Here is a 20,119-nt window from a genome sequence, read left to right as displayed (position 1 = left end):
CCCGAGCGAGCCATCAGCCAAGCAGATCAACTGCTAGACTACAAGAGCTGGTCCGAGGAGGACAGGAAGATGTTTAGTCAACTACGTATGCGCGAAGAACAAGCCTTGTTAGCACAGGACTATGCCTTGGAACAAGCTGAAGAAAAAGGCTTAGAACGTGGTCTTGAACGTGGTAAAGTTGAAGGAAGAGTTTTTGCTTTTCTAGATATGGTTCGCCAAGGTCTTTTGCCTTCTGAGGTTGCGAGTGAGCAGCTGGGCATGACTGTCGCTGAGTTTGAGGCGTTGTTGTAAGACTAGCACTAATAGTCAAGATGGCATTCTTGGAATTAAAAAATACAGAGAAACCAGCAAAGACAAGGTTCGCAAGCCGTGGTTGGAGTTTTTCGGGAATAAGCCCTTTACCCAGCACCCAGAGCGAGCCATCAGCCAAGCATACCAACTGCTAGACTACAAGAGCTGGTCCGAGGAGGACAGGAAAATGTTTAGTCAACTACGTATGCGTGAAGAACAAGCCTTGTTAGCACAGGACTATGCCTTGGAAACCGCTAGGGCGGAAGGTGGTTTTGTTATGTTAGCAAATCTAGTCCGCCAAGGTCTCCTGACTTCCGAGGTAGCTAGCCAGCAATTAGGTATGACTGTCGCTGAATTTGAGGCTTTATTATGAGTTCAATCTTTATATAGTAGAAAGTTTATGAAATGGCAAGTGTTATCCAAATACTTGCCGTTTTTACTTGACTTTTACAAGGGTTTGTAAGATAATACCAAAGAAGTGAGTTCTGTCTAACTATCTATATAGTTTGGATATAAAAGCTATCATCTGAGGGATGAGTAGTTGCGAAATACCATCTTGGAAGCTAGAGTATTTCAGGGGGAGTTTTTTCGCGAGTTAGTTTTCTTCTCCTTTTTTCGAATAAATAGGGAAAAAGTTAAAAAAACATAAGAAAACTCTTGACAAATCCTGCAAATATTTATATACTGTATGGTAGTAAGATAGTCTTACGAAAAATAATATAATGAAAAATAAAGGAGATAAAACGATGAAAAAAGTTTTATTGACAAGCGCAGTCGCTCTTGCAGCATTTGGTGCTGTTCAAGCTGTTTCAGCTGATGATTCATATGCAACTTTAATTAAGGATGCTCTTGGAGTTAAGGTCAGTGAGGAAGTTAAAGTTGATGATGCAGTGAAAAAGGTTCAAGCTCTTCAACCTGTTGTAAATAACTTGCGTAAAGCTAATTCAACTCTACAAGCTTCAACAAAAGCTCAAAAGGCAGCAGAGGAAAAACTTGCAGAAGCTCAACAAGCTTATTCTGATGCCGTTAAAGCTCTTCGTGATGCTGAACTAAAAAAAGGTGATGCAGAAGGACAAAAAGCAATTTTTACAGAATTACAAGCAAAAGTAGATGCTAAGAAAGCTAAAGATTCAGCAGAATTGGCAACTAAAAAAGATCAATTAGGTGAAAAAGAAGAAGGAAAACGTTCAGGAGCATATTTAGCATTAGATAATGCTAAGGCAGTCTTGGAACAAGCTCAGGCCGCAGTTAATGCTCAATATGATAAAAAACCACTTGGTGGTGATGCAGAAGCTACAAAGAAATACGAAGCTGACAAATTAAAAGTTGAGTCAGTATTGGCAAAAGCTCAACAAGCTTATTCTGACGCTAATGAAAAAGTTTCTACTTTGGAAAAAGAAGTTAAAGAGCTAGATGCTACTGTAAAAGCAGAACAAAAAGACTCTGAAAAACTTGAAAAAGCTATTAAAGCTTTGGAAAAAGCAATTTCTGACGGTACAGGTCTATTGGCAGAAGGTCAAACTTTTGACAAGCTAACAGAAGTTAAGAATTCTAAATATGCAGCAGTTGGAGACGCTACTACTAAGTTGTTCGATGCAGATACTGCGCTAAAAACTGCAAAAGCTAATTATAAAGATGCAGAAGAAAAAGCTAAAGCTGAATACAAAAAACAAAATGTAGCATTTGTATTGGAAGATGTTATTAAAGCAGACACACCAACTCCAGAAGCTGTAGTTAAATTCGGTTGGAATAAAGATACTAAAGGTAACTGGACTTATGTAGTAGACTCAAAAGGTACAAAAGCAACAGGTTGGGTTAATGATCAAGGAACTTGGTACTACCTAAATGCTGAAGGTATTATGCAAACAGGTTGGGCTAAAGTTAATGGAACTTGGTACTACTTGAAATCATCAGGTGCAATGGCAACTGGTTGGGTTAAAGATAACGGTACTTGGTACTACTTGAAATCATCAGGTGCAATGGCAACTGGTTGGTATCAAGTTGGTGGTAACTGGTACTACTCATACGCATCAGGAGCTCTTGCAGTTAACACAACTACTCCAGATGGATATAAAGTAAACCACAACGGTGAGTGGGTTTAATCTTAAATAATTGAATCATAACAGGAGAGAAATCTCCTGTTTTTTTGGTTTTAACAGGCTCTTTGTCAACTGTAGTGGGTTGAAGAAAAGCTAAGATCTAGAAAGGACGAAATTTGTCCTTTCTTTTTTGATATTGAGAGCGATAAAAATTCGTTTTTTGAAGTTTTCAAAGTTCCGAAATCCAAAGGCATTTCGTTTGATAAGTTTAACGAGATTATTGGTCGCTTCCAATTTGGCGTTGGAATAGGGTAGTTGAAGGGCGTTGACAATCTTCTCTTTATCCTTTAGAAAGGTTTTAAAGACAGTCTGAAAAAGAGGATGAACCTCCTTTAGATTGTCTTCAATGAGTCCGAAAAATTTCTCCGGTTCCTTATTCTGAAAGTGAAAAAGCAAGAGTTGATAGAGATGATAGTGGTGTTTCAAGTCTTCTGAATAGCTCAAAAGCTTGTCTAGAATCTCTTTATTCGTTAAGTGCATACGAAAAGTAGGGCGATAAAAACGTTTATCGCTGAGTTTACGACTATCCTGTTGAATGAGCTTCCAGTAACGTTTAATAGTCTTGTATTCATGGGATTTTCGATGAAACTGATTCATGATTTGGACACGGATACGACTCATAGCACGGCTAAGATGTTGTACAATGTGAAAAGCCAGCGTCTTTGGGAGCTGGCTGGTAATTTGAGCTTATAGCACTAGTACAAACCATCCGTTAGACGGCTGGTTGTGATTTAGAAGCTAGTTTTTGTCTGGCCTCTTTTATACAACTTTTTACCAATTATTTTTTAATCTAAATTATTAAAGTTGTCTAATTCTATACGTAATTTTGATTCAATATTTTCTAAATTTTTCAAAATATCACTATTATTTTCTTTAATCGTACTTGTAAGTTCTGAAACAAGATACAGTTCATCCTCTATTTTTCTTTTAAGGATTTTAGTTTGATTTTTCGTTTTCATATCTAATTCTTTTTTTATTAGAGAAATTGAAATACTCATAAATACTGAAAGAATAATTAAACAAATCAATGTTAACATGATAAGTTTTATCCAAAAAGGCCAATTCTTAACCCAATTAATGATACACTCAATCCAAACATAATCATTAAGTGGAGTAAAAAAATTTAAATTACTTTGTTCTAGTATAATTACAGCAGTATATTCCGAAATATATATGATATTAAATAGTGATTTTGTAACCGCTCCTATTTTAGTTAGTTCCTTCTTTTTCTCATTTTCAGTTTCAACCTCTATAAATTTAAAAATATTATCAATTACATAGTTTATACCAACCCCTACCCCAATTGTATAAAATGTTTTAATTGAGTCTGATAAATTTGTAACACTTCCCGTACTAATAAGCAGTGTAGGAAAAATAATAAAAAATATAGCCAAAAAATAAATAAATAATCCAAATGGTTCATTTTTATAAGCATTTCTTAAAGTTTTTATTCCTATAATTGTACAAGATATAAAGTACACCAAAAAATATAAACTATAAAATAAAGTAAAGTAAAATTTTTCTGAATTATATATTTTAAGAATAAGAAGAATGAAGAAAATCAGAGTTGCAACTAAAAGAATTTTCTCATGTGAAAAAATTCTTTTATATTTTTTATTTTTCATAACATAAACCTTTCATTAATGAATGTTTAATTTAAATCGTATATAGAAATTAATTAAATGTCCATATACGATTTAAACTGCATTTCAAATTAAGACACTTCTACTTTAATCCATTACCTATTATATTTAATTTACTATTAAAAAGAGTATTGCTTTTTAGTATATAATCTTCATAACTATAGTATATATAATGTAGCACTTTATTGTTCTCGAATAAGTTTATTATCTTCTCTCAGTATTTTATTAATGTCCATAGTTTTTCCGGAACCATTTTTACCAACAATAACTGATAGGTCTTTTATATTATTAGTGTATGGACTATATTTTTAGTTCCAAGAACGCCATCTTGACTAGATGATTTTCCTGTCCATTGTTAGTGATAGTCTTAATCTTTCAATAGCGCCTCAAACTCAGCCACGGTCATTCCCAATTGATGGCTGGCAACCTCGGAAGTCAAAAGACCTTGACGAACGAGATTTACTAGACCTACTTTTAATCCCTCTTCGATACCCTCTGCTCGCCCTCGTTCCAGTCCTTGTTCCAGACCCTCAGCTCGCCCACGTTCAAGACCTCGTTCTAAGCCTTTTTCTTCAGCTTGTTCCAAGGCATAGTCCTGCGCTAACAAGGCTTGTTCTTCGCGCATACGTAGTTGACTAAACATCTTCCTGTCCTCCTCGGACCAGCTCTTGTAGTCTAGCAGTTGATCTGCTTGGCTGATGGCTCGCTCGGGTTGCTGGGTAAAGGGCTTGTTCCCAAAAAACTCCAACCACGGCTTGCGAACCTCGTCTTTGCTGGTTTCTCTGTATTTTTTGAGTTCTAAGAACGCCATCTTGACTAGATGGTTTTCTTGTCCATTATTTGTGATGGTTAAGGCCTCACCTGTCGTGTCCTCTCGCATGCTAAAACTGTGAAAAGCCAAGTCATCTTGGAAATAATTACTATCCACAATAGCTATTGCGTAAACAGGTGCGATGTGTTTGTAACTCTGGTGTGTATCACCTTCTCGCTGACGAATTTTTTCAAGATTTTGATTGACCTGACTGCACAAATAAGCCCACAGGCGATTGATGAAAAAATTCTGATGATGCACCTGAATCTCAATGATAACTTGAGTTCCATTATCTAGTTCAGCCAAGACGTCTATACTGGTATAGAAATCCTGAGCCGAGTAGGGCAGGGAAGGCAAGACGTGAATGTTACTTCCCTCTAAAATAGTCACATTTTTGGCTGGCAAGTCCAGCATATCGCGAATAAATTGACAAGTGATTTCTGGATTGCTGAAGATTTTCTTAGCAACCAAATCGTTGGTCGGGCTGATGCCCGGATGACGTACAGTCATATTTCTTCTCCTTTCATTATACCATAGTTTTAAATCTAGGTTTACTAGATTCACTGACTCTATCTATTTATTCGGAAAAAGTTTGAAAAATACTTGCTCTAGCTCTTCCCAATGGTATTTTTTGGTGCTTTCCTTTATAATGGGTGTATGGATAAGAAAAAATTATTATTGATTGATGGGTCTTCTGTTGCTTTTCGGGCGTTTTTTGCGCTCTATCAGCAATTGGACCGTTTTAAGAATGCGGCTGGTTTGCATACCAATGCGATTTATGGTTTTCAGTTGATGTTGAGCCATTTGTTGGAGAGGATTGAGCCGAGTCATATTTTGGTGGCTTTTGATGCGGGAAAGACGACCTTCCGTACAAAAATGTATGCGGACTATAAGGGTGGTCGGGCTAAGACTCCTGATGAGTTTCGTGAGCAGTTTCCTTTCATTCGTGAGTTGCTGGATCATATGGGGATTCGCCACTATGAGTTGGCTCAGTATGAGGCGGATGACATCATTGGGACGCTGGATAAACTAGCAGAGCAGGATGGTTTTGATATTACCATTGTCAGTGGGGACAAGGATTTGATTCAGCTGACGGACGAGCATACGGTGGTTGAGATTTCCAAGAAAGGTGTGGCTGAGTTTGAGGCCTTTACACCAGATTATCTCATGGAAAAGATGGGACTCACACCGACTCAGTTTATCGATCTCAAGGCGCTTATGGGTGATAAGTCGGATAATATCCCTGGGGTGACCAAAATCGGAGAAAAGACGGGTATCAAGCTCTTGCTGGAGCATGGTTCGCTTGAAGGGATTTATGAAAATATCGATGGGATGAAGGCTTCTAAGATGAAGGAAAATCTCATCAATGATAAGGAACAGGCCTTTTTGTCTAAAACACTGGCGACCATTGATACCAAGGCACCGATTGAGATTGGTTTGGAGGATTTGGTTTATAGTGGTCCAGATGTGGAAAATCTTGGGAAATTCTACGATGAGATGGGCTTCAAACAGCTCAAACAGGCTTTAAATGCATCTTCGACTGATGTGGCTGAGAGTTTGGACTTTACTATTGTTGACCAAATCAGTCAAGATATGCTGAATGAAGAGTCTATCTTCCATTTTGAGCTTTTTGGTGAAAATTATCATACGGATGATTTGATTGGATTTGCCTGGTCTTGTGGGGAAAAGCTCTATGCTACAGACAAGCTTGAACTTTTGCAAGAGCCGATTTTTAAGGATTTTCTAGAAAAAACACCTTTGAGAGTGTATGACTTTAAGAAGGCTAAAGTTCTCTTAAATCGTTATGATGTGAATTTGCAGGCGCCTGCTTTTGACGGCCGTTTGGCTAAATACCTCCTTTCGACTGTGGAGAACAATGAAATTGCGACCATCGCTAGTCTTTATGGTCAGACTTATTTGGTTGATGATGAGACTTTCTATGGTAAGGGAGTCAAGAGAGCCATTCCTGAACGCGAGAAATTCTTGGAACACTTGGCTCGTAAGCTTGCTGTTTTGGTCGAAACAGCGCCTGTTTTACTTGAAAAACTCAGTGAAAATGGGCAATTAGAGCTTCTTTATGATATGGAGCAACCTCTGGCTTTTGTCCTTGCTAAGATGGAAATTGCTGGGATTAAGGTTAAAAAAGAAACCTTGCTTGAGATGCAGGCTGAAAATGAGCTTGTCATTGAAAAACTGACTCAGGAGATTTATGAACTGGCTGGTGAGGAGTTTAATATCAACTCGCCTAAGCAGTTGGGCGTCCTTCTCTTTGAAAAATTGGGGCTACCTCTAGAATACACTAAGAAAACCAAGACTGGATACTCGACAGCCGTGGATGTCTTGGAGCGCCTGGCTCCGATTGCTCCGATTGTTAAGAAAATCCTAGACTATCGTCAGATTGCTAAGATTCAATCGACTTATGTAATTGGCTTGCAGGACTGGATTTTGGCTGATGGTAAGATTCATACTCGCTATGTGCAGGATTTGACCCAGACTGGGCGTCTGTCTAGTGTGGATCCAAACTTGCAAAATATTCCTGTGCGTTTGGAGCAGGGGCGTCTCATTCGTAAGGCTTTTGTACCTGAGTGGGAGGATAGTGTGTTGCTCAGCTCCGACTATTCACAGATTGAATTGCGCGTTTTGGCTCATATTTCTAAGGATGAGCATCTGATTAAGGCCTTTCAAGAGGGAGCAGATATCCATACCTCGACAGCCATGCGGGTCTTTGGCATTGATCGTCCTGAGGATGTGACTCCAAACGACCGTCGCAATGCCAAGGCGGTTAACTTTGGAGTGGTTTACGGGATTTCAGATTTTGGTCTGTCTAATAATCTGGGTATTAGTCGTAAGGAGGCCAAAGCTTACATTGATACCTACTTTGAACGTTTTCCAGGTATTAAAAACTACATGGATGAAGTGGTGCGTGAGGCGCGTGATAAGGGCTATGTGGAGACCCTCTTCAAGCGTCGCCGTGAGTTGCCAGATATCAATTCGCGTAACTTTAACATTCGTGGCTTTGCGGAGAGAACTGCTATTAACTCCCCTATCCAGGGGTCGGCGGCAGATATTCTCAAGATTGCTATGATTCAGCTGGACAAAGCCTTGGTTGCAGGTGGTTATCAGACTAAGATGCTGTTGCAAGTGCACGATGAAATCGTCCTTGAAGTTCCTAAATTTGAATTGGCAGAGATGAAAAAATTGGTCAAACAAACTATGGAAGAAGCCATTCAACTCAGTGTTCCCCTTATCGCAGATGAGAATGAAGGGGCAACCTGGTACGAGGCTAAATAAAAAGGGGGCTAGTCCTCCTTTTTTGTAGTAGAATTATGCAAACCTTTTCAAAATATGCTATACTGATGAAAAAGGAGGATTTCTATGAGTCAAGAATTTATCAATCCAAGTGATGGCGTGATTCGTCAGTATCTCACAACGAGTAAAACTCTTGCTGTGGTGGGCCTGTCTGACCGTGAGGAAACAACTAGCAATCGAGTGACCAAGGAAATGCAGGCTCGGGGTTATAAAATCATCCCAGTCAATCCCAAGGCGGCAGGTGGCGAAATCTTGGGTGAAAAGGCTTATGCTAGCCTAGCTGAGATTCCTTTTCCTGTAGATATTGTCAATATTTACCGTCGCAATGAATTTTTGCCAGATGTGGCGCGTGATTTTCTCAAGGCTGATGCTAAGATTTTTTGGGCACAGCTAGGACTTGAAAGTCTAGAAGCGGAAGAAATCTTGCGTGCTGGTGGATGTGATGACATCGTGATGAATCGCTGTATTAAGAGAGAACATACACGCTTGATTGAGGAAGCATAAGAAAAGGTAGCTGATGGGCTACCTTTTGTATTAGAAAATGCCGATAAGGGTCTGCATACCAAGACTAGTGAGGATGATGGCAATCCAGCAGATGGCTCCGAGAACAATGGATTTTCCACTGGATTTGACCATAGCGACTAGATTGGTTTTGAGACCGATAGCACTCATGGCCATGATAATAAGGAATTTAGAGAGTTGTTTGAGAGGGATAAAGAAATTACTGGACACACCAAGAGAGGTGAGTAGTGTAGTGAGGAGAGAGGCAAGGATGAAGTAAAGGATAAAAAGTGGGAAGACTTTTTTCAGTTGCAATCCTTGCTTATTTTTTTGCTCGCGACTTTGCCAGTAGGAGAGAAAGAGAGTGATGGGGATAATAGCTAGGGTGCGTGTGAGTTTGACAATGGTTGCGGATTCGAGGGTATTAGTTTGGTAGAGACTGTCCCAGGCGCTGGCGGTAGCCGTTACAGAGGAAGTATCATTGACCGCAGTTCCTGCAAAGAGGGCGAAGCCTTCATTGGATAGATGAAGCCAGGTACCTAGCGTTGGAAATATGAGCGCAGCCAAGACATTGAAGAAAAAGATAACAGAGATGGCTTGGGCGACTTCCTTTTCCTTGGCATGGATAACAGGCGCTGTTGCTGCAATGGCAGAACCCCCACAGATAGAAGAACCTACTCCAATCAAGGTAGCCAGTTTTGTGTCCAGTGCAAAGAAGCGCTGGAAGAGGTAGGCAACAATCAAGGCTATTGAGATGGTGGACAGAATGACAGGGAGTGAAGATTGCCCAACTGCGAAGACTTGCGAGATATTGAGACCAAAACCAAGCAAGATAACGGCATACTGGAGCAATTTTTTGGAACTAAAGGTCAATCCAGCATCCAGTTGTTTATAAGGCGAGAGAAAGGGATGGAGAAGCATGCCTATGAAAATTGAAAAGACAGGCGCGCCAATGACAGGGAAGAATCCTCCTAAGTACCAAGATAGAATGGAAATGAGAAGGCAGGCCAAGATGCCTGCTCCATTTTTTGATAGAAATGACATAAAAACCTCCAAATAGAATCTGTTACCATTATAGTCCTGTAAAGAGGAAAAGTAAAATAGAAAGTTATTCTATCATGTATTTTTGCGGTCGGGGGGCTTTTGTAGTATAATAGAGATACGTTTTTACAGTAGGAGGTATCTATGGACTTAACTAAGCGCTTTAATAAACAGTTAGATAAGATTCAAGTTTCGTTGATTCGTCAGTTTGACCAGGCTATTTCGGAGATTCCTGGGGTCTTGCGTTTGACCTTGGGGGAACCTGATTTTACAACGCCAGATCATGTCAAGGAGGCGGCCAAGCGAGCGATTGACCAGAACCAATCCTACTATACAGGGATGAGTGGTTTGCTGACTCTACGTCAGGCGGCCAGTGACTTTGTTAAGGAAAAGTACCAACTGGACTATGCTCCTGAAAATGAAATCTTGGTTACAATTGGGGCGACAGAGGCTTTATCTGCTACTTTGACGGCTATTTTGGAAGAGGGAGACAAGGTACTCTTGCCAGCTCCTGCCTATCCAGGTTATGAACCGATTGTCAATCTAGTTGGGGCAGAGATTGTTGAGATTGACACGACTGAAAATGGGTTTGTCTTGACTCCTGAGATGTTGGAAAAGGCTATTTTGGAGCAAGGTGATAAGCTCAAGGCGGTTATTCTCAACTATCCAGCTAATCCGACAGGAATTACCTATAGTCGAGAGCAGTTGGAAGCCTTGGCAGACGTTTTACGCAAGTACGAAATTTTCGTTGTCTGTGATGAGGTTTACTCAGAATTGACCTACACAGGCGAAGCCCATGTGTCTCTGGGAACTATGTTGAGAGACCAGGCTATTATTATCAATGGTTTGTCTAAATCGCATGCCATGACAGGTTGGCGTTTGGGTCTGATTTTCGCTCCTGCGACCTTCACAGCCCAGTTGATCAAGAGTCACCAGTATTTGGTTACTGCTGCAAATACCATGGCTCAACATGCTGCGGTGGAAGCCTTGACGGCTGGTAAAAACGATGCGGAGCCCATGAAAAAGGAATACATCCAGCGTCGGGATTATATTATCGAGAAAATGACTGCTCTTGGTTTTGAGATTATCAAACCAGACGGTGCCTTCTATATCTTTGCTAAGATTCCAGCAGGATATAATCAAGATTCTTTTGCTTTTCTGAAGGATTTTGCTCAGAAGAAGGCTGTTGCCTTTATCCCTGGTGCTGCCTTTGGGCGTTACGGGGAAGGTTATGTGCGTCTGTCTTATGCGGCTAGCATGGAGACTATCACAGAAGCCATGAAACGGCTTGAGGAGTATATGAGAGAAGCATGATTCAGTCTATCACGAGTCAAGGCTTGGTGCTCTACAATCGCAATTTTCGGGAGGATGACAAGCTAGTCAAGATTTTTACAGAGCAGGCTGGCAAGCGCATGTTTTTCGTCAAACACGCTGGCCAGTCTAAGCTGGCGCCGGTTATTCAGCCCTTGGTGCTGGCACGATTTCTCTTGCGAATTAATGATGATGGGCTCAGTTACATTGAGGACTATCATGAGGTGATGACTTTTCCCAAGATTAATAGCGATCTCTTTGTCATGGCCTATGCGACCTATGTGGCAGCTCTTGCAGATGCTAGTTTGCAGGACAATCAGCAGGATGCTCCCTTGTTTGCTTTTTTGCAAAAGACTTTGGAGTTGATGGAAGCTGGCTTGGATTATCAAGTCTTGACCAATATTTTTGAAATCCAAATCTTGACTCGATTTGGGATCAGCCTCAATTTTAATGAGTGTGTCTTCTGCCATCGGGTCGGTCAGGCTTTTGACTTTTCTTTCAAATATGGAGCCTGCCTCTGTCCAGATCATTATCATGAAGATGAGAGACGTTGCCATCTCAATCCCAATATCCCCTATCTGCTCAATCAGTTTCAAGCTATTGATTTTGAGACCTTGGAGACCATTTCGCTCAAGCCTGAAATCAAGCAAGAGCTACGCCAATTTATGGATCAACTCTACGAAGAGTACGTTGGGATTCACCTAAAATCAAAGAAATTTATTGATTCCCTAGCAGACTGGGGACAATTATTAAAAGAGGAAAAGAAATGAAAAAAATCGCAGTAGATGCCATGGGGGGAGATTACGCACCTCAGGCCATCGTTGAGGGTGTCAATCAAGCCCTAGCTGACTTTTCAGATATCGAGGTTCAACTCTACGGAGATGAAGCTAAAATCAAGCAATATCTGACAGCGACAGAGCGCGTCAGCATTATCCATACGGATGAGAAGATTGATTCAGACGATGAACCTACGAGAGCTATTCGGAAGAAGAAAAATGCCAGTATGGTCTTGGCGGCCAAAGCTGTCAAAGATGGAGAGGCAGATGCTGTACTCTCGGCTGGGAATACAGGTGCTTTACTAGCAGCAGGATTTTTCATCGTGGGTCGTATCAAGAACATCGATCGTCCTGGACTTATGTCAACCTTGCCGACTGTAGATGGGAGAGGTTTTGACATGCTAGACCTCGGTGCTAATGCGGAAAATACAGCCCAGCACCTTCATCAATACGCGGTTCTAGGATCCTTCTATGCTAAAAATGTCCGTGGAATTGCGCAACCACGTGTTGGCTTGCTCAATAACGGAACAGAGAGTAGCAAGGGTGACCCGCTTCGTAAGGAAACTTACGAATTACTAGCAGCTGATGAAAGTTTGAACTTTATCGGAAACGTGGAAGCGCGTGATTTGATGAATGGCGTTGCAGATGTTGTTGTGGCAGATGGTTTCACGGGAAACGCTGTGCTCAAATCCATTGAAGGAACAGCTATGGGAATCATGGGCTTACTCAAGACCGCTATTACAGGTGGAGGTCTCCGAGCGAAACTAGGTGCCCTCCTTCTCAAGGATAGCCTCAGAGGTTTGAAGAAACAGCTCAACTATTCAGATGTTGGTGGAGCAGTCTTGTTTGGTGTTAAGGCACCGGTTGTCAAGACTCATGGCTCAAGCGATGCCAAGGCTGTTTATAGTACAATCCGCCAGATCCGTACTATGCTAGAAACAGACGTAGTTGCCCAGACTGCGCGTGAATTTTCAGGAGAATAAAAGAGATGACAGAAAAAGAAATTTTTGACCGTATTGTGACCATTATCCAAGAGCGACAGGGAGAGGACTTTGTCGTGACAGAATCCTTGAGTCTGAAAGACGATTTGGATGCTGACTCAGTTGACTTGATGGAGTTTATCTTGACACTGGAAGATGAATTTAATATCGAAATCAGCGATGAGGAAATTGACCAGCTGGAAAGTGTAGGAGATGTGGTTAAAATCATTCAAGCAAAATAAAGATAAGAAGTTCCAAGGCATTTGCTTTGGAATTTTTCTTTGGTTCAAGTGACCGTTTAGGAACAGATTTAGTCTTTCTAGGGACAGAAGAGATATGGGGACAAATAAGGGATATAATGAAATCAGAAAAATCAATCTCCAAAAGGAGATAAGAAATGAAGATCAAAAGAAGAGATAGATTGATTTTTGTTGAAATATAAATGTTAACATAATCACAATTTTGATTGACTTTCCTTTTTTCCAGGACTATAATGTAGATATAAAAAAGGATTTATTTTATAGTTGGGAGAAGGTGATGGCTATGTACTTTTGATAAACTAGTCTCTATCTTATGTTCTTGGAAATTTTAGGAGTTCTATTTTGACTTTGTTTCTATTAGATTTTCTTACTTTGGATTTATCTATTTTAGGAGGAAATAACTATGAAAAAATCTAAACTACTCACTCTTGGTCTGCTTGTAGGTGCTGGTCTGCTTTTATCTATCAACCAAGCACAGGCTGCAGATACTTGGGTTAAAAATGGGTCTGACTGGAATCTTTCTCAAGATGGCAGTCTTGCTAAAAATAAATGGGTACAAAATGCTGGTTCTTGGTACCACTTTGACGGTTCTGGAAAAATGCAGACAGGCTGGCTCAAAGACGGTAACACTTGGTATTCGCTCGCAGATAGTGGCGCCATGCGTACTGGCTGGTACAAGGAAGGTAACACATGGTACTCACTCGCAAATAGTGGCGCTATGCGTACAGGTTGGTACAAAGAAGGGTCTACATGGTATTACCTCAAAGACAGTGGCGCTATGGCAACAGGATGGGCAACTGCAAATGGTCAATGGTCTTACTTTGAAAATTCAGGTGCTATGGTCGCAGATAGAGCTGTTCCAGCAAGCGATGGGGAAAGTTATGTTATTGGTAAGGATGGTTATATGTTAACCAAACTTCCAAGTCAGGTTGAACAAACTCAAGCGGATGATACAATTATCACAAATATTGTTACTTTATCTGACGGGTATGATTATCATCTTATTCATAGAAAAGATGGAGTCATTGTTGAAAAAAATGCTTGGTACATAAAACCTGAATTTAAGAAGTTTTCTGATAAATATGGAGATAAAGTTTCCAATACGATGTTGGCTTTAGTAGATAATACGGAAGAAGGACAAGAAATTAATCCTAAAGCTGTCGTGAAAAATTTCCAAAACATACCAAACAGGTATTACTTTGGGGCAGATGGTCGTCGCGTAACAAATTTACCAGAAATGACCACCTATTCAGAGATTAAAAAAGTTGGCAATGATGTCTATCTAGAAAATCCGGGTGCACGACTTCTTCTTGGAGCTACCAGCTTCACAATCAATAATAATAAACTATACTATTTAGATGGTGCTAATGGCAAACTCAAAACAGGTTATTTTGCATTGATTGATGATAGACCAAGCTATCATCACTATCATATTCTTGTTTATGCAGACCAATCTGGTGAAATTCTTAAAATGAAACGATTGCCAACAGGAATTTCAGATTATCTTAATAAAGAAATTGACGGTTTCTACGGTCAAACTGTTAAAATCGATAGTAAGACAGGAAATGTTTCTGTTGTGAAATAAGACGTCTGACAGAGTAAAACGAAAAAGCGAACAGCTTTGTTTACTAGGAAGTCATGTTCGCTTTTATTCATAAAGTAATAGTTACTATTAGCCCTCTGTTTCAAAAAAATCTGCTTGATAATAATCACGAACTTCTCTTTTCATTTCTTCTAGTAATCGACTTTCATCTGTTGATTCGAGTAAGGATAATCCTTTATTAATCATAGCATGATCTTCATTAACGATTCCCAGACGCACTTGAGCTACACCTAATAAATCGTATCTTTTCAATATTTTTGCTAAATCAAGACATTCTTGAATTAAGCATAGACAGTCATCTTTCTTCCCTGCTTCAAGGTACATTCGTGTCATATTGGCTAGAATGGAGTAATGAATACTTTGAATTGGACGATAATCTGTGTATTTATTTAGAGATTTTACAAGTCTTTGACGTAGCATTTCTAGTGAATCAATAGGGAAATGGAAAATAATCATCACTAGCAATCGTAAATCTGAGAGGAACCACTGATCTCTTTTTTCCAATTCTTTCCATAATTCCTCAGCCAAGGCTTGAGCTTTATCGGAAAACTGATTTTCAATCACTTCTATAAAAATGGTTAGTTCTTTCACAGCATGTTCTATTGGGATATCATTCTGCACTTCATCTAGATAAATTTGACATTTTGATAGCAGTGTCTTCATTTCTTCTAGATTAGGTGAAGAAATGACTTGATAATATTCTGAAAATAATTTCTTACGAGAATCCATTTGGTAATGTTGACAAATATAATGAAATTCATCGAAACTCATATCAATTTGCCTCAAAAGCAACTCCATAGTATCATACCTAGGAGTAGAATGATTATTTTCAAACTTAGATAAGTTAGAATGAGTAATGTAGTCACCACAGACCTCATTTTGTGTAATCCCTTTTGACTTACGAATGTATTTATAAACTGAACCAATATCCCACCGCATATTTTTGCCTCCAAAAATGTTCCAAAAGTAGAAGTTTTAGGAAAATATTTATATTTAGTATATCATAAAGGTGTGGGGTGGGCAATGATGATAGAAAGAAGGTGTTGGTTGACTCTTAAGGATTATTAGGAGTTATGTAGAATGTTTATGATGAAAAAATATCTTTTTATAACTATTCGATAAAGGAGGAAATGGCTATGAAAAAATCTAAACTACTTACACTTGGTTTGTTTGCAGGTGCTGGTCTACTTTTGTCTATCAATCAAGCACAGGCTGCAGATACTTGGGTTAAAAATGGTTCTGACTGGAATCTTTCTCAAGATGGCAGTCTTGCTAAAAATAAATGGGTACAAAATGCTGGTTCTTGGTACCACTTTGACGGTTCTGGAAAAATGCAGACAGGCTGGCTCAAAGACGGCAATACTTGGTATTCTCTAGCAGATAGTGGTGCTATGCGCACAGGCTGGTACAAGGAAGGTAACACATGGTACTCACTAGCTAATAGTGGTGCCATGCGTACAGGTTGGTACAAAGAAGGATCTACTTGGTACTATCTCAAAGACAGTGGCGCTATGGCAACAGGATGGGCGACTCCAAATGGTAAATGGTCTTACTTTGAAAAATCAGGTGCTATGGTCGCAGATAGAGCTGTTCCAGCCAGTGATGGGGAAAGTTATGTCATTGGTAAGGATGGCTATCTAGCAAATAGAAAAGATGCTGGATACAGTATTCATGATATTGTCAAACTTGGAGATGGGCAAGAATATTTGCTAAATGCTAAAGGTAACGATGTTATTATTGAAAAAAACACTTGGTACATCAAACCTGAGTTCAAGAAGTTTTCCGACAAATATGGGGATGAGGTTGCAAATACAACCTTAGCTTTAGTAGATAATAAAGAAGAAGGACAAGAAATTGATCCTAAAGCTGTTATTCGTAATTTCCAAAATCTACCAGGTCGATATTACTTTGGAGCAGATGGTCGTAGAGTATTACCACTTCCAGAGATGACAACTAGATCAGAAATCAAAAAAGTTGGCAATGATCTTTATCTAGAAGACCCAGGTGTACGACTTCGATTTGATAACTTCACAATCAATAACAATAAACTATACTATTTAGATAATGGACAAAGTAAGCTCAAAACAGGTTACTTTGTACTGATTGATGATGGTATGGCTACAACCCACTATCATTTCCTTGTATATGCAGACCAATCTGGTGAAATTCTTAAAATGAAACGCTTGCCATCAGGATTTTCAGATTATTTTGACAAAGAAATCGATGGTTTCTATGGTCAAAAAATTAAGATTACACAGCCAAATAAGTATGAATATTACAAGGTTCTTGTGGTAAAATAAATAGATAAGCAATCTTCACAACGAATATAAAATTAAAACGTGCAAATCATTTTCAAGAGGCTTTAGATTTCTTGTATTTTAAAAGAAACTAAGGCCTTTTGTAGATGTATCGTTTTTCAGAAAGTATGAAAAACTAGAGAGTTGTATCGGGGAGATAAATATTATTTTGCTTAAATAAATTAGGAGTCGTTTTATTCTATGATTATTTTAGAATTCTTAGTTTCTATGCTATATATTCTGTTGGTAGTCGTTTCAACCATGGTGCCTACTATTTATTTGGGCGCTCAAATTTCCCCAGAATTTTATAAAAAACGTTATTGGGTCCTTGTATTTTTAATTAGTTTATCCGCTCGTCAAACATTTGGAGAATTATTTCATATAGGAATTCTTTTCTTCTTTTACTGTATTTTTTTACTCGTATTGCATAAGAGAAAAGTAGAAGCTCTTTTTCTTTCTCTATATCTTTTTATTTTCTTTCAAAGTATTCGCTATTTATTTTTGACAATATGGCTTCGTGTATTATCTGGTGAGAATTGGTTGTTTTTCGACGAGTTTTCGACGCTGTATCAAGCTATATTTGAGTTATTATCAATATTTTTATGTTGTAAAATTATGAAGCGTTGGTCTTTGGATTTGGATTTATTTTTTTCAGATGCTTTTAACCCCCACTATCGTAAGAGTTTTTTCATTATCCTACCTCTGACTGTATTTAGGATATTCTCTTCGTTTATGACTAATAGAAATAGTTCTTTCTACGTTCGTTTTGACACGACCATTTCTCTCCTGATTTTCATTCTCTTTTTCTCCTGGCTCTTTTATATCAGACACTTAGAGCAGGTTTATCGTGATGAGCAGACCATTCAGAGACAGGAAGATGAAAATCGTTCCTTGCAAGGGATGGTGGACAAGCTGGGTCATCTTTATGATGAAGTTCGAGGTTTCCGCCATGATTTTGCAGGGATTGTCGCTAGCATGGAGCCTGCCATAGCGAATCAAGACATGGCTGAGGTGTCTACCATTTATCAAGATGTCTTTCTAAAGACCAATGAAAAGCTGAGAAAGGCAGATTACACAGCCTTTAATCTTCATAATATCCATGATATAGCTATTCGCAATACCTTGGCAAAAGCCATGATTGTGGCAGATAATCAAGGAATTCATTTTAGTTTGGAGACGGTGGGGGTTGTCGAAGAGCTGGCATTGCCGATGTTGGAGGCTATCCGTATCCTCTCTATCCTCACGACAAATGCTTTAGAGGCAGCCAGTGAGGCTGAAAATCCGCAGATTCGGGTTGCTTTGTTGGCAAGTGATAGGAGTGTCCGTTTTATCATTGAAAACACTCGTAAGAAAGAAGAACTGAATCCCAGCATTCTCAGTCAAAAGGGTTATTCGACCAAGGGAAACCACAGTGGACTGGGCTTAGCGACCTTGGAGGATATGGTTTTTCATTATGATTTAAACTTAGATACCCAGCTAGGAGAGACGACTTTTAGACAAGATTTAGAATTGCCATTTAAGGATGAGAAACGAGGGGGAGAGGAATGAGAATTTTAGTTTTGGAAGATGATAGAGTCCAGCAGAGGCGTATAGAGCAGACTTTACTAGATATCGGTCGCTCTCGCAATTTAAGATTGGAAATTGATATTGCCAAAAGCTATGGAGATGTTGAAAAGTATTCTCAGTATTTTGACCATTACCAGCTCTATTTATTGGATTTAGAGATTGATGGAGAGCGTGAACGGGGTTTTCAAGTTGCTCAACAGGTTCGGGAGCGAGATCCTTTTACAAGCATTGTCTTTGTGTCCACACACTCGGAGGCCTTGCCTCTAGCTTTTCGCTATCACTTGTCTGCCTTGGATTTTATTTCCAAGGATCAGCCAGAGGAAGATTACCGTCATCAGTTGGAGCGCTGTCTGGACTATGTACTGGAAGTGGACAAGAGGGAAAATATGCGTCTCTTCACCTATAGTTTTGAGGGAAGACGGGGCTTTACTCTGCCCTACCATGAGATTTTAGCCTTTGAAACCTCAGTGGAATCCCATCGTATCAAGGTCTATTATGCCAATCATTCTATCAAGACCATTTACGGCAGTCTCAAGGATATAGCTGCCAAGGCTGAAAAAGATTACTTTGTCTATGCCAATCGCAATACGTTGGTCAGTTTACAGGCTATTGAAGAGATGACTGCCACAGAAGTGACCTTGTTAGAAGGCTTGCATTTCCCCGTATCACGAACAGCCAGAAGAACCCTTAAAAAATATCTTAATGTCTAATATCTGTTAGACTTGGATGAGTTTATCAATAAGAATGTCGGAAAATTTTCTGATATTCTTATTTTTTTGACTTTTTTTCGAATAGATAGGTGAGAAGAAAAAGGAGGGAGTCTATTTCATGTATCTACCAATTTTTTATCCGTGGTTTACTAAATTATTTTTCAAATAAATTTAATTAGTTGTACATTTTTGAGTTGTTTTTCGAATAGATAGGTGAGAAGAAAAAGGAGGGAGTCTATTTCATGTATCTACCAATTTTTTATCCGTGGTTTGCTAAATTATTTTTCAAGTAAATTTAATTTAGTTGTACATTTTCGAATTTTTTTTCGAATAGATAAGTAAGAGGAAAAAGAAAGGAGTCTGGTTTATGTATCTACCAATTTTTTATCCGTGGTACATTAAATTATTTTTTAAATAAAATTTAATTTAGTTGTTCATTTTCAGATTGTTTTTCGAATAGATAAGTGAGAGGAAAAAAGAAAGGAATAAAATAATGAAAGAACATTACTATGGATTTGTTGAGCTAACTTCGGAAGAATTGACCGATATTCAAGGTGGAGAAAGTTGGGTGAAGACCCTTGCAGATTGGTACATTGGATTTCGTAGAGGTTTTGGTTTTTAGGAGGATAAGAGATGAATGAAATGAATGATAAGTATACTATTGAAGTATTAAAGGAGAGCGACTTAGCTTTGCTGGTGGGTGGTAGCAAGGAAAGTTATCAACGGGGTCTAATTACAGGTCTATTGTTACGCGGTATATTTATTGGAACCCCATTTTTTAGAAGATAAGATTTAGAAAAAATAGAACAAGAGGAGAAAAAAGATGACAAATTTTGACAAAATGGAACAGAACTTTGTAGCTCTTACAGAAGAAGAGTTGATGAATGTAGATGGGGGAGCAATTCCTCTTGTAGCTTGGGT

At 39.1% G+C, this 20,119-nt stretch carries 18 protein-coding genes and 3 pseudogenes; 16 read left to right on the top strand and 5 right to left on the bottom strand.

The window, feature by feature from the left end; translation table 11 throughout:
• The 3 genes and pseudogenes from KV696_RS10110 to KV696_RS10105 form a co-directional block, all read left to right on the top strand.
• The coding region (locus KV696_RS10110; protein WP_258318584.1) for a hypothetical protein at window positions 1-291 on the top strand (291 nt) is incomplete at its 5' end.
• Window positions 292-302: 11 nt separating this feature from the next.
• Window positions 303-664 (top strand): annotated as a pseudogene (locus tag KV696_RS07945) (hypothetical protein); the annotation flags it as partial.
• 1,369 nt (window positions 665-2,033) lie between these two features.
• Window positions 2,034-2,393: pseudogene (locus tag KV696_RS10105) on the top strand (Ig-like domain-containing protein); the annotation flags it as partial.
• Window positions 2,394-2,483: 90 nt separating this feature from the next.
• On the opposite strand, the pseudogene KV696_RS07935 reads toward KV696_RS10105, so the two are convergent.
• The 3 genes and pseudogenes from KV696_RS07935 to KV696_RS07925 all read right to left on the bottom strand — a co-directional run.
• Window positions 2,484-3,041: pseudogene (locus KV696_RS07935) on the bottom strand (transposase); the annotation flags it as partial.
• Window positions 3,042-3,175: 134 nt separating this feature from the next.
• On the bottom strand, window positions 3,176-4,015 hold the full coding sequence (locus tag KV696_RS07930; RefSeq protein WP_219967325.1) for a hypothetical protein: 840 nt from the start codon (window positions 4,013-4,015) through the stop codon (window positions 3,176-3,178).
• A gap of 385 nt (window positions 4,016-4,400) precedes the next feature.
• On the bottom strand, window positions 4,401-5,354 hold the full coding sequence (locus KV696_RS07925; RefSeq protein WP_219967324.1) for an Rpn family recombination-promoting nuclease/putative transposase: 954 nt from the start codon (window positions 5,352-5,354) through the stop codon (window positions 4,401-4,403).
• A 147-nt stretch (window positions 5,355-5,501) separates the two neighbouring features.
• Between KV696_RS07925 and polA the strand changes: the two genes are divergently transcribed.
• Both polA and KV696_RS07915 read left to right on the top strand, forming a co-directional pair.
• A complete protein-coding gene (gene polA / locus KV696_RS07920) occupies window positions 5,502-8,135 on the top strand; it encodes a DNA polymerase I (RefSeq protein WP_219967323.1) in 2,634 nt (877 codons plus the stop codon).
• A gap of 84 nt (window positions 8,136-8,219) precedes the next feature.
• Window positions 8,220-8,657 carry a CoA-binding protein gene (locus tag KV696_RS07915; protein WP_219967322.1) on the top strand — a complete coding sequence of 146 codons (438 nt, stop codon included), beginning with the start codon at window positions 8,220-8,222 and terminating at the stop codon, window positions 8,655-8,657.
• 30 nt (window positions 8,658-8,687) lie between these two features.
• Here the strand turns inward: KV696_RS07915 and KV696_RS07910 are convergent, their stop codons facing one another.
• The gene (locus KV696_RS07910) at window positions 8,688-9,698 is read right to left on the bottom strand and encodes a YeiH family protein (RefSeq protein ID WP_219967321.1); all 1,011 of its coding nucleotides are present in this window, start codon (window positions 9,696-9,698) and stop codon (window positions 8,688-8,690) included.
• Between the two features lie 141 nt (window positions 9,699-9,839).
• On the opposite strand from KV696_RS07910, the gene KV696_RS07905 reads away from it, so the two are divergent.
• The 5 genes from KV696_RS07905 to KV696_RS07885 all read left to right on the top strand — a co-directional run bounded on the left by KV696_RS07905 (window position 9,840) and on the right by KV696_RS07885 (window position 14,607).
• The gene (locus KV696_RS07905; RefSeq protein WP_219967320.1) at window positions 9,840-11,009 is read left to right on the top strand and encodes a pyridoxal phosphate-dependent aminotransferase; all 1,170 of its coding nucleotides are present in this window, start codon (window positions 9,840-9,842) and stop codon (window positions 11,007-11,009) included.
• Window positions 11,006-11,776 carry a DNA repair protein RecO gene (gene recO / locus KV696_RS07900; RefSeq protein WP_084925955.1) on the top strand — a complete coding sequence of 257 codons (771 nt, stop codon included), beginning with the start codon at window positions 11,006-11,008 and terminating at the stop codon, window positions 11,774-11,776. The genes KV696_RS07905 and recO overlap by 4 nt, the downstream gene beginning before the upstream one ends.
• Complete coding sequence (gene plsX, locus KV696_RS07895; RefSeq protein WP_219967319.1) at window positions 11,773-12,765, top strand: phosphate acyltransferase PlsX; 993 nt, start codon at window positions 11,773-11,775, stop codon at window positions 12,763-12,765. The genes recO and plsX overlap by 4 nt, the downstream gene beginning before the upstream one ends.
• 5 nt (window positions 12,766-12,770) lie before the next feature.
• Window positions 12,771-13,004, top strand: coding sequence for an acyl carrier protein (locus tag KV696_RS07890; protein WP_219967318.1), 234 nt, complete (start codon window positions 12,771-12,773; stop codon window positions 13,002-13,004).
• 421 nt (window positions 13,005-13,425) lie between these two features.
• Window positions 13,426-14,607 carry an N-acetylmuramoyl-L-alanine amidase family protein gene (locus KV696_RS07885; protein WP_219967317.1) on the top strand — a complete coding sequence of 394 codons (1,182 nt, stop codon included), beginning with the start codon at window positions 13,426-13,428 and terminating at the stop codon, window positions 14,605-14,607.
• An 87-nt stretch (window positions 14,608-14,694) separates the two neighbouring features.
• On the opposite strand, the gene KV696_RS07880 is transcribed toward KV696_RS07885, so the two are convergent.
• Entirely contained in the window at window positions 14,695-15,564 is an 870-nt protein-coding gene (locus KV696_RS07880; RefSeq protein ID WP_219967316.1) for a helix-turn-helix domain-containing protein, read from the bottom strand.
• A 197-nt stretch (window positions 15,565-15,761) separates the two neighbouring features.
• On the opposite strand from KV696_RS07880, the gene KV696_RS07875 reads away from it, so the two are divergent.
• From KV696_RS07875 to KV696_RS07850, 6 genes are all read left to right on the top strand, one after another.
• Entirely contained in the window at window positions 15,762-16,925 is a 1,164-nt protein-coding gene (locus KV696_RS07875) for a PspC-like choline-binding domain-containing protein (RefSeq protein WP_219967315.1), read from the top strand.
• 729 nt (window positions 16,926-17,654) lie between these two features.
• Window positions 17,655-18,470, top strand: coding sequence for a GHKL domain-containing protein (locus KV696_RS10100; RefSeq protein WP_258318582.1), 816 nt, complete (start codon window positions 17,655-17,657; stop codon window positions 18,468-18,470).
• Window positions 18,467-19,198, top strand: a complete 732-nt coding sequence (locus KV696_RS07865) for a response regulator transcription factor (RefSeq protein ID WP_219967313.1) — start codon at window positions 18,467-18,469, stop codon at window positions 19,196-19,198. The genes KV696_RS10100 and KV696_RS07865 overlap by 4 nt, the downstream gene beginning before the upstream one ends.
• A gap of 493 nt (window positions 19,199-19,691) precedes the next feature.
• Window positions 19,692-19,820 carry a smi_0059.1 family bacteriocin-like peptide gene (locus KV696_RS07860; RefSeq protein WP_000658224.1) on the top strand — a complete coding sequence of 43 codons (129 nt, stop codon included), beginning with the start codon at window positions 19,692-19,694 and terminating at the stop codon, window positions 19,818-19,820.
• Between the two features lie 11 nt (window positions 19,821-19,831).
• Entirely contained in the window at window positions 19,832-19,987 is a 156-nt protein-coding gene (locus KV696_RS07855; RefSeq protein ID WP_001004584.1) for a hypothetical protein, read from the top strand.
• A gap of 34 nt (window positions 19,988-20,021) precedes the next feature.
• On the top strand, window positions 20,022-20,119 hold a 98-nt coding region (locus tag KV696_RS07850), incomplete at its 3' end, for a class IIb bacteriocin, lactobin A/cerein 7B family (RefSeq protein WP_219967331.1).

It is taken from the genome of Streptococcus humanilactis (assembly GCF_019448275.1).
GTDB classification, from domain to species: domain Bacteria; phylum Bacillota; class Bacilli; order Lactobacillales; family Streptococcaceae; genus Streptococcus; species Streptococcus humanilactis.
The sequence above is the reverse complement of the archived record's forward strand: the minus strand, read 5'-3'. Positions and strand labels throughout refer to the sequence as shown.

What these genes read in the sequence shown, in the direction of transcription:
- KV696_RS07930 (WP_219967325.1), bottom strand. Translation starts at nt 4,015, where the DNA reads ATGAAAAATAAAAAATATAAAAGAATTTTTTCACATGAGAAAATTCTT.
- KV696_RS07925 (WP_219967324.1), bottom strand. Translation starts at nt 5,354, where the DNA reads ATGACTGTACGTCATCCGGGCATCAGCCCGACCAACGATTTGGTTGCT.
- polA (WP_219967323.1), top strand. Translation starts at nt 5,502, where the DNA reads ATGGATAAGAAAAAATTATTATTGATTGATGGGTCTTCTGTTGCTTTT.
- KV696_RS07915 (WP_219967322.1), top strand. Translation starts at nt 8,220, where the DNA reads ATGAGTCAAGAATTTATCAATCCAAGTGATGGCGTGATTCGTCAGTAT.
- KV696_RS07910 (WP_219967321.1), bottom strand. Translation starts at nt 9,698, where the DNA reads ATGTCATTTCTATCAAAAAATGGAGCAGGCATCTTGGCCTGCCTTCTC.
- KV696_RS07905 (WP_219967320.1), top strand. Translation starts at nt 9,840, where the DNA reads ATGGACTTAACTAAGCGCTTTAATAAACAGTTAGATAAGATTCAAGTT.
- recO (WP_084925955.1), top strand. Translation starts at nt 11,006, where the DNA reads ATGATTCAGTCTATCACGAGTCAAGGCTTGGTGCTCTACAATCGCAAT.
- plsX (WP_219967319.1), top strand. Translation starts at nt 11,773, where the DNA reads ATGAAAAAAATCGCAGTAGATGCCATGGGGGGAGATTACGCACCTCAG.
- KV696_RS07890 (WP_219967318.1), top strand. Translation starts at nt 12,771, where the DNA reads ATGACAGAAAAAGAAATTTTTGACCGTATTGTGACCATTATCCAAGAG.
- KV696_RS07885 (WP_219967317.1), top strand. Translation starts at nt 13,426, where the DNA reads ATGAAAAAATCTAAACTACTCACTCTTGGTCTGCTTGTAGGTGCTGGT.
- KV696_RS07880 (WP_219967316.1), bottom strand. Translation starts at nt 15,564, where the DNA reads ATGCGGTGGGATATTGGTTCAGTTTATAAATACATTCGTAAGTCAAAA.
- KV696_RS07875 (WP_219967315.1), top strand. Translation starts at nt 15,762, where the DNA reads ATGAAAAAATCTAAACTACTTACACTTGGTTTGTTTGCAGGTGCTGGT.
- KV696_RS10100 (WP_258318582.1), top strand. Translation starts at nt 17,655, where the DNA reads ATGACTAATAGAAATAGTTCTTTCTACGTTCGTTTTGACACGACCATT.
- KV696_RS07865 (WP_219967313.1), top strand. Translation starts at nt 18,467, where the DNA reads ATGAGAATTTTAGTTTTGGAAGATGATAGAGTCCAGCAGAGGCGTATA.
- KV696_RS07860 (WP_000658224.1), top strand. Translation starts at nt 19,692, where the DNA reads ATGAAAGAACATTACTATGGATTTGTTGAGCTAACTTCGGAAGAATTG.
- KV696_RS07855 (WP_001004584.1), top strand. Translation starts at nt 19,832, where the DNA reads ATGAATGAAATGAATGATAAGTATACTATTGAAGTATTAAAGGAGAGC.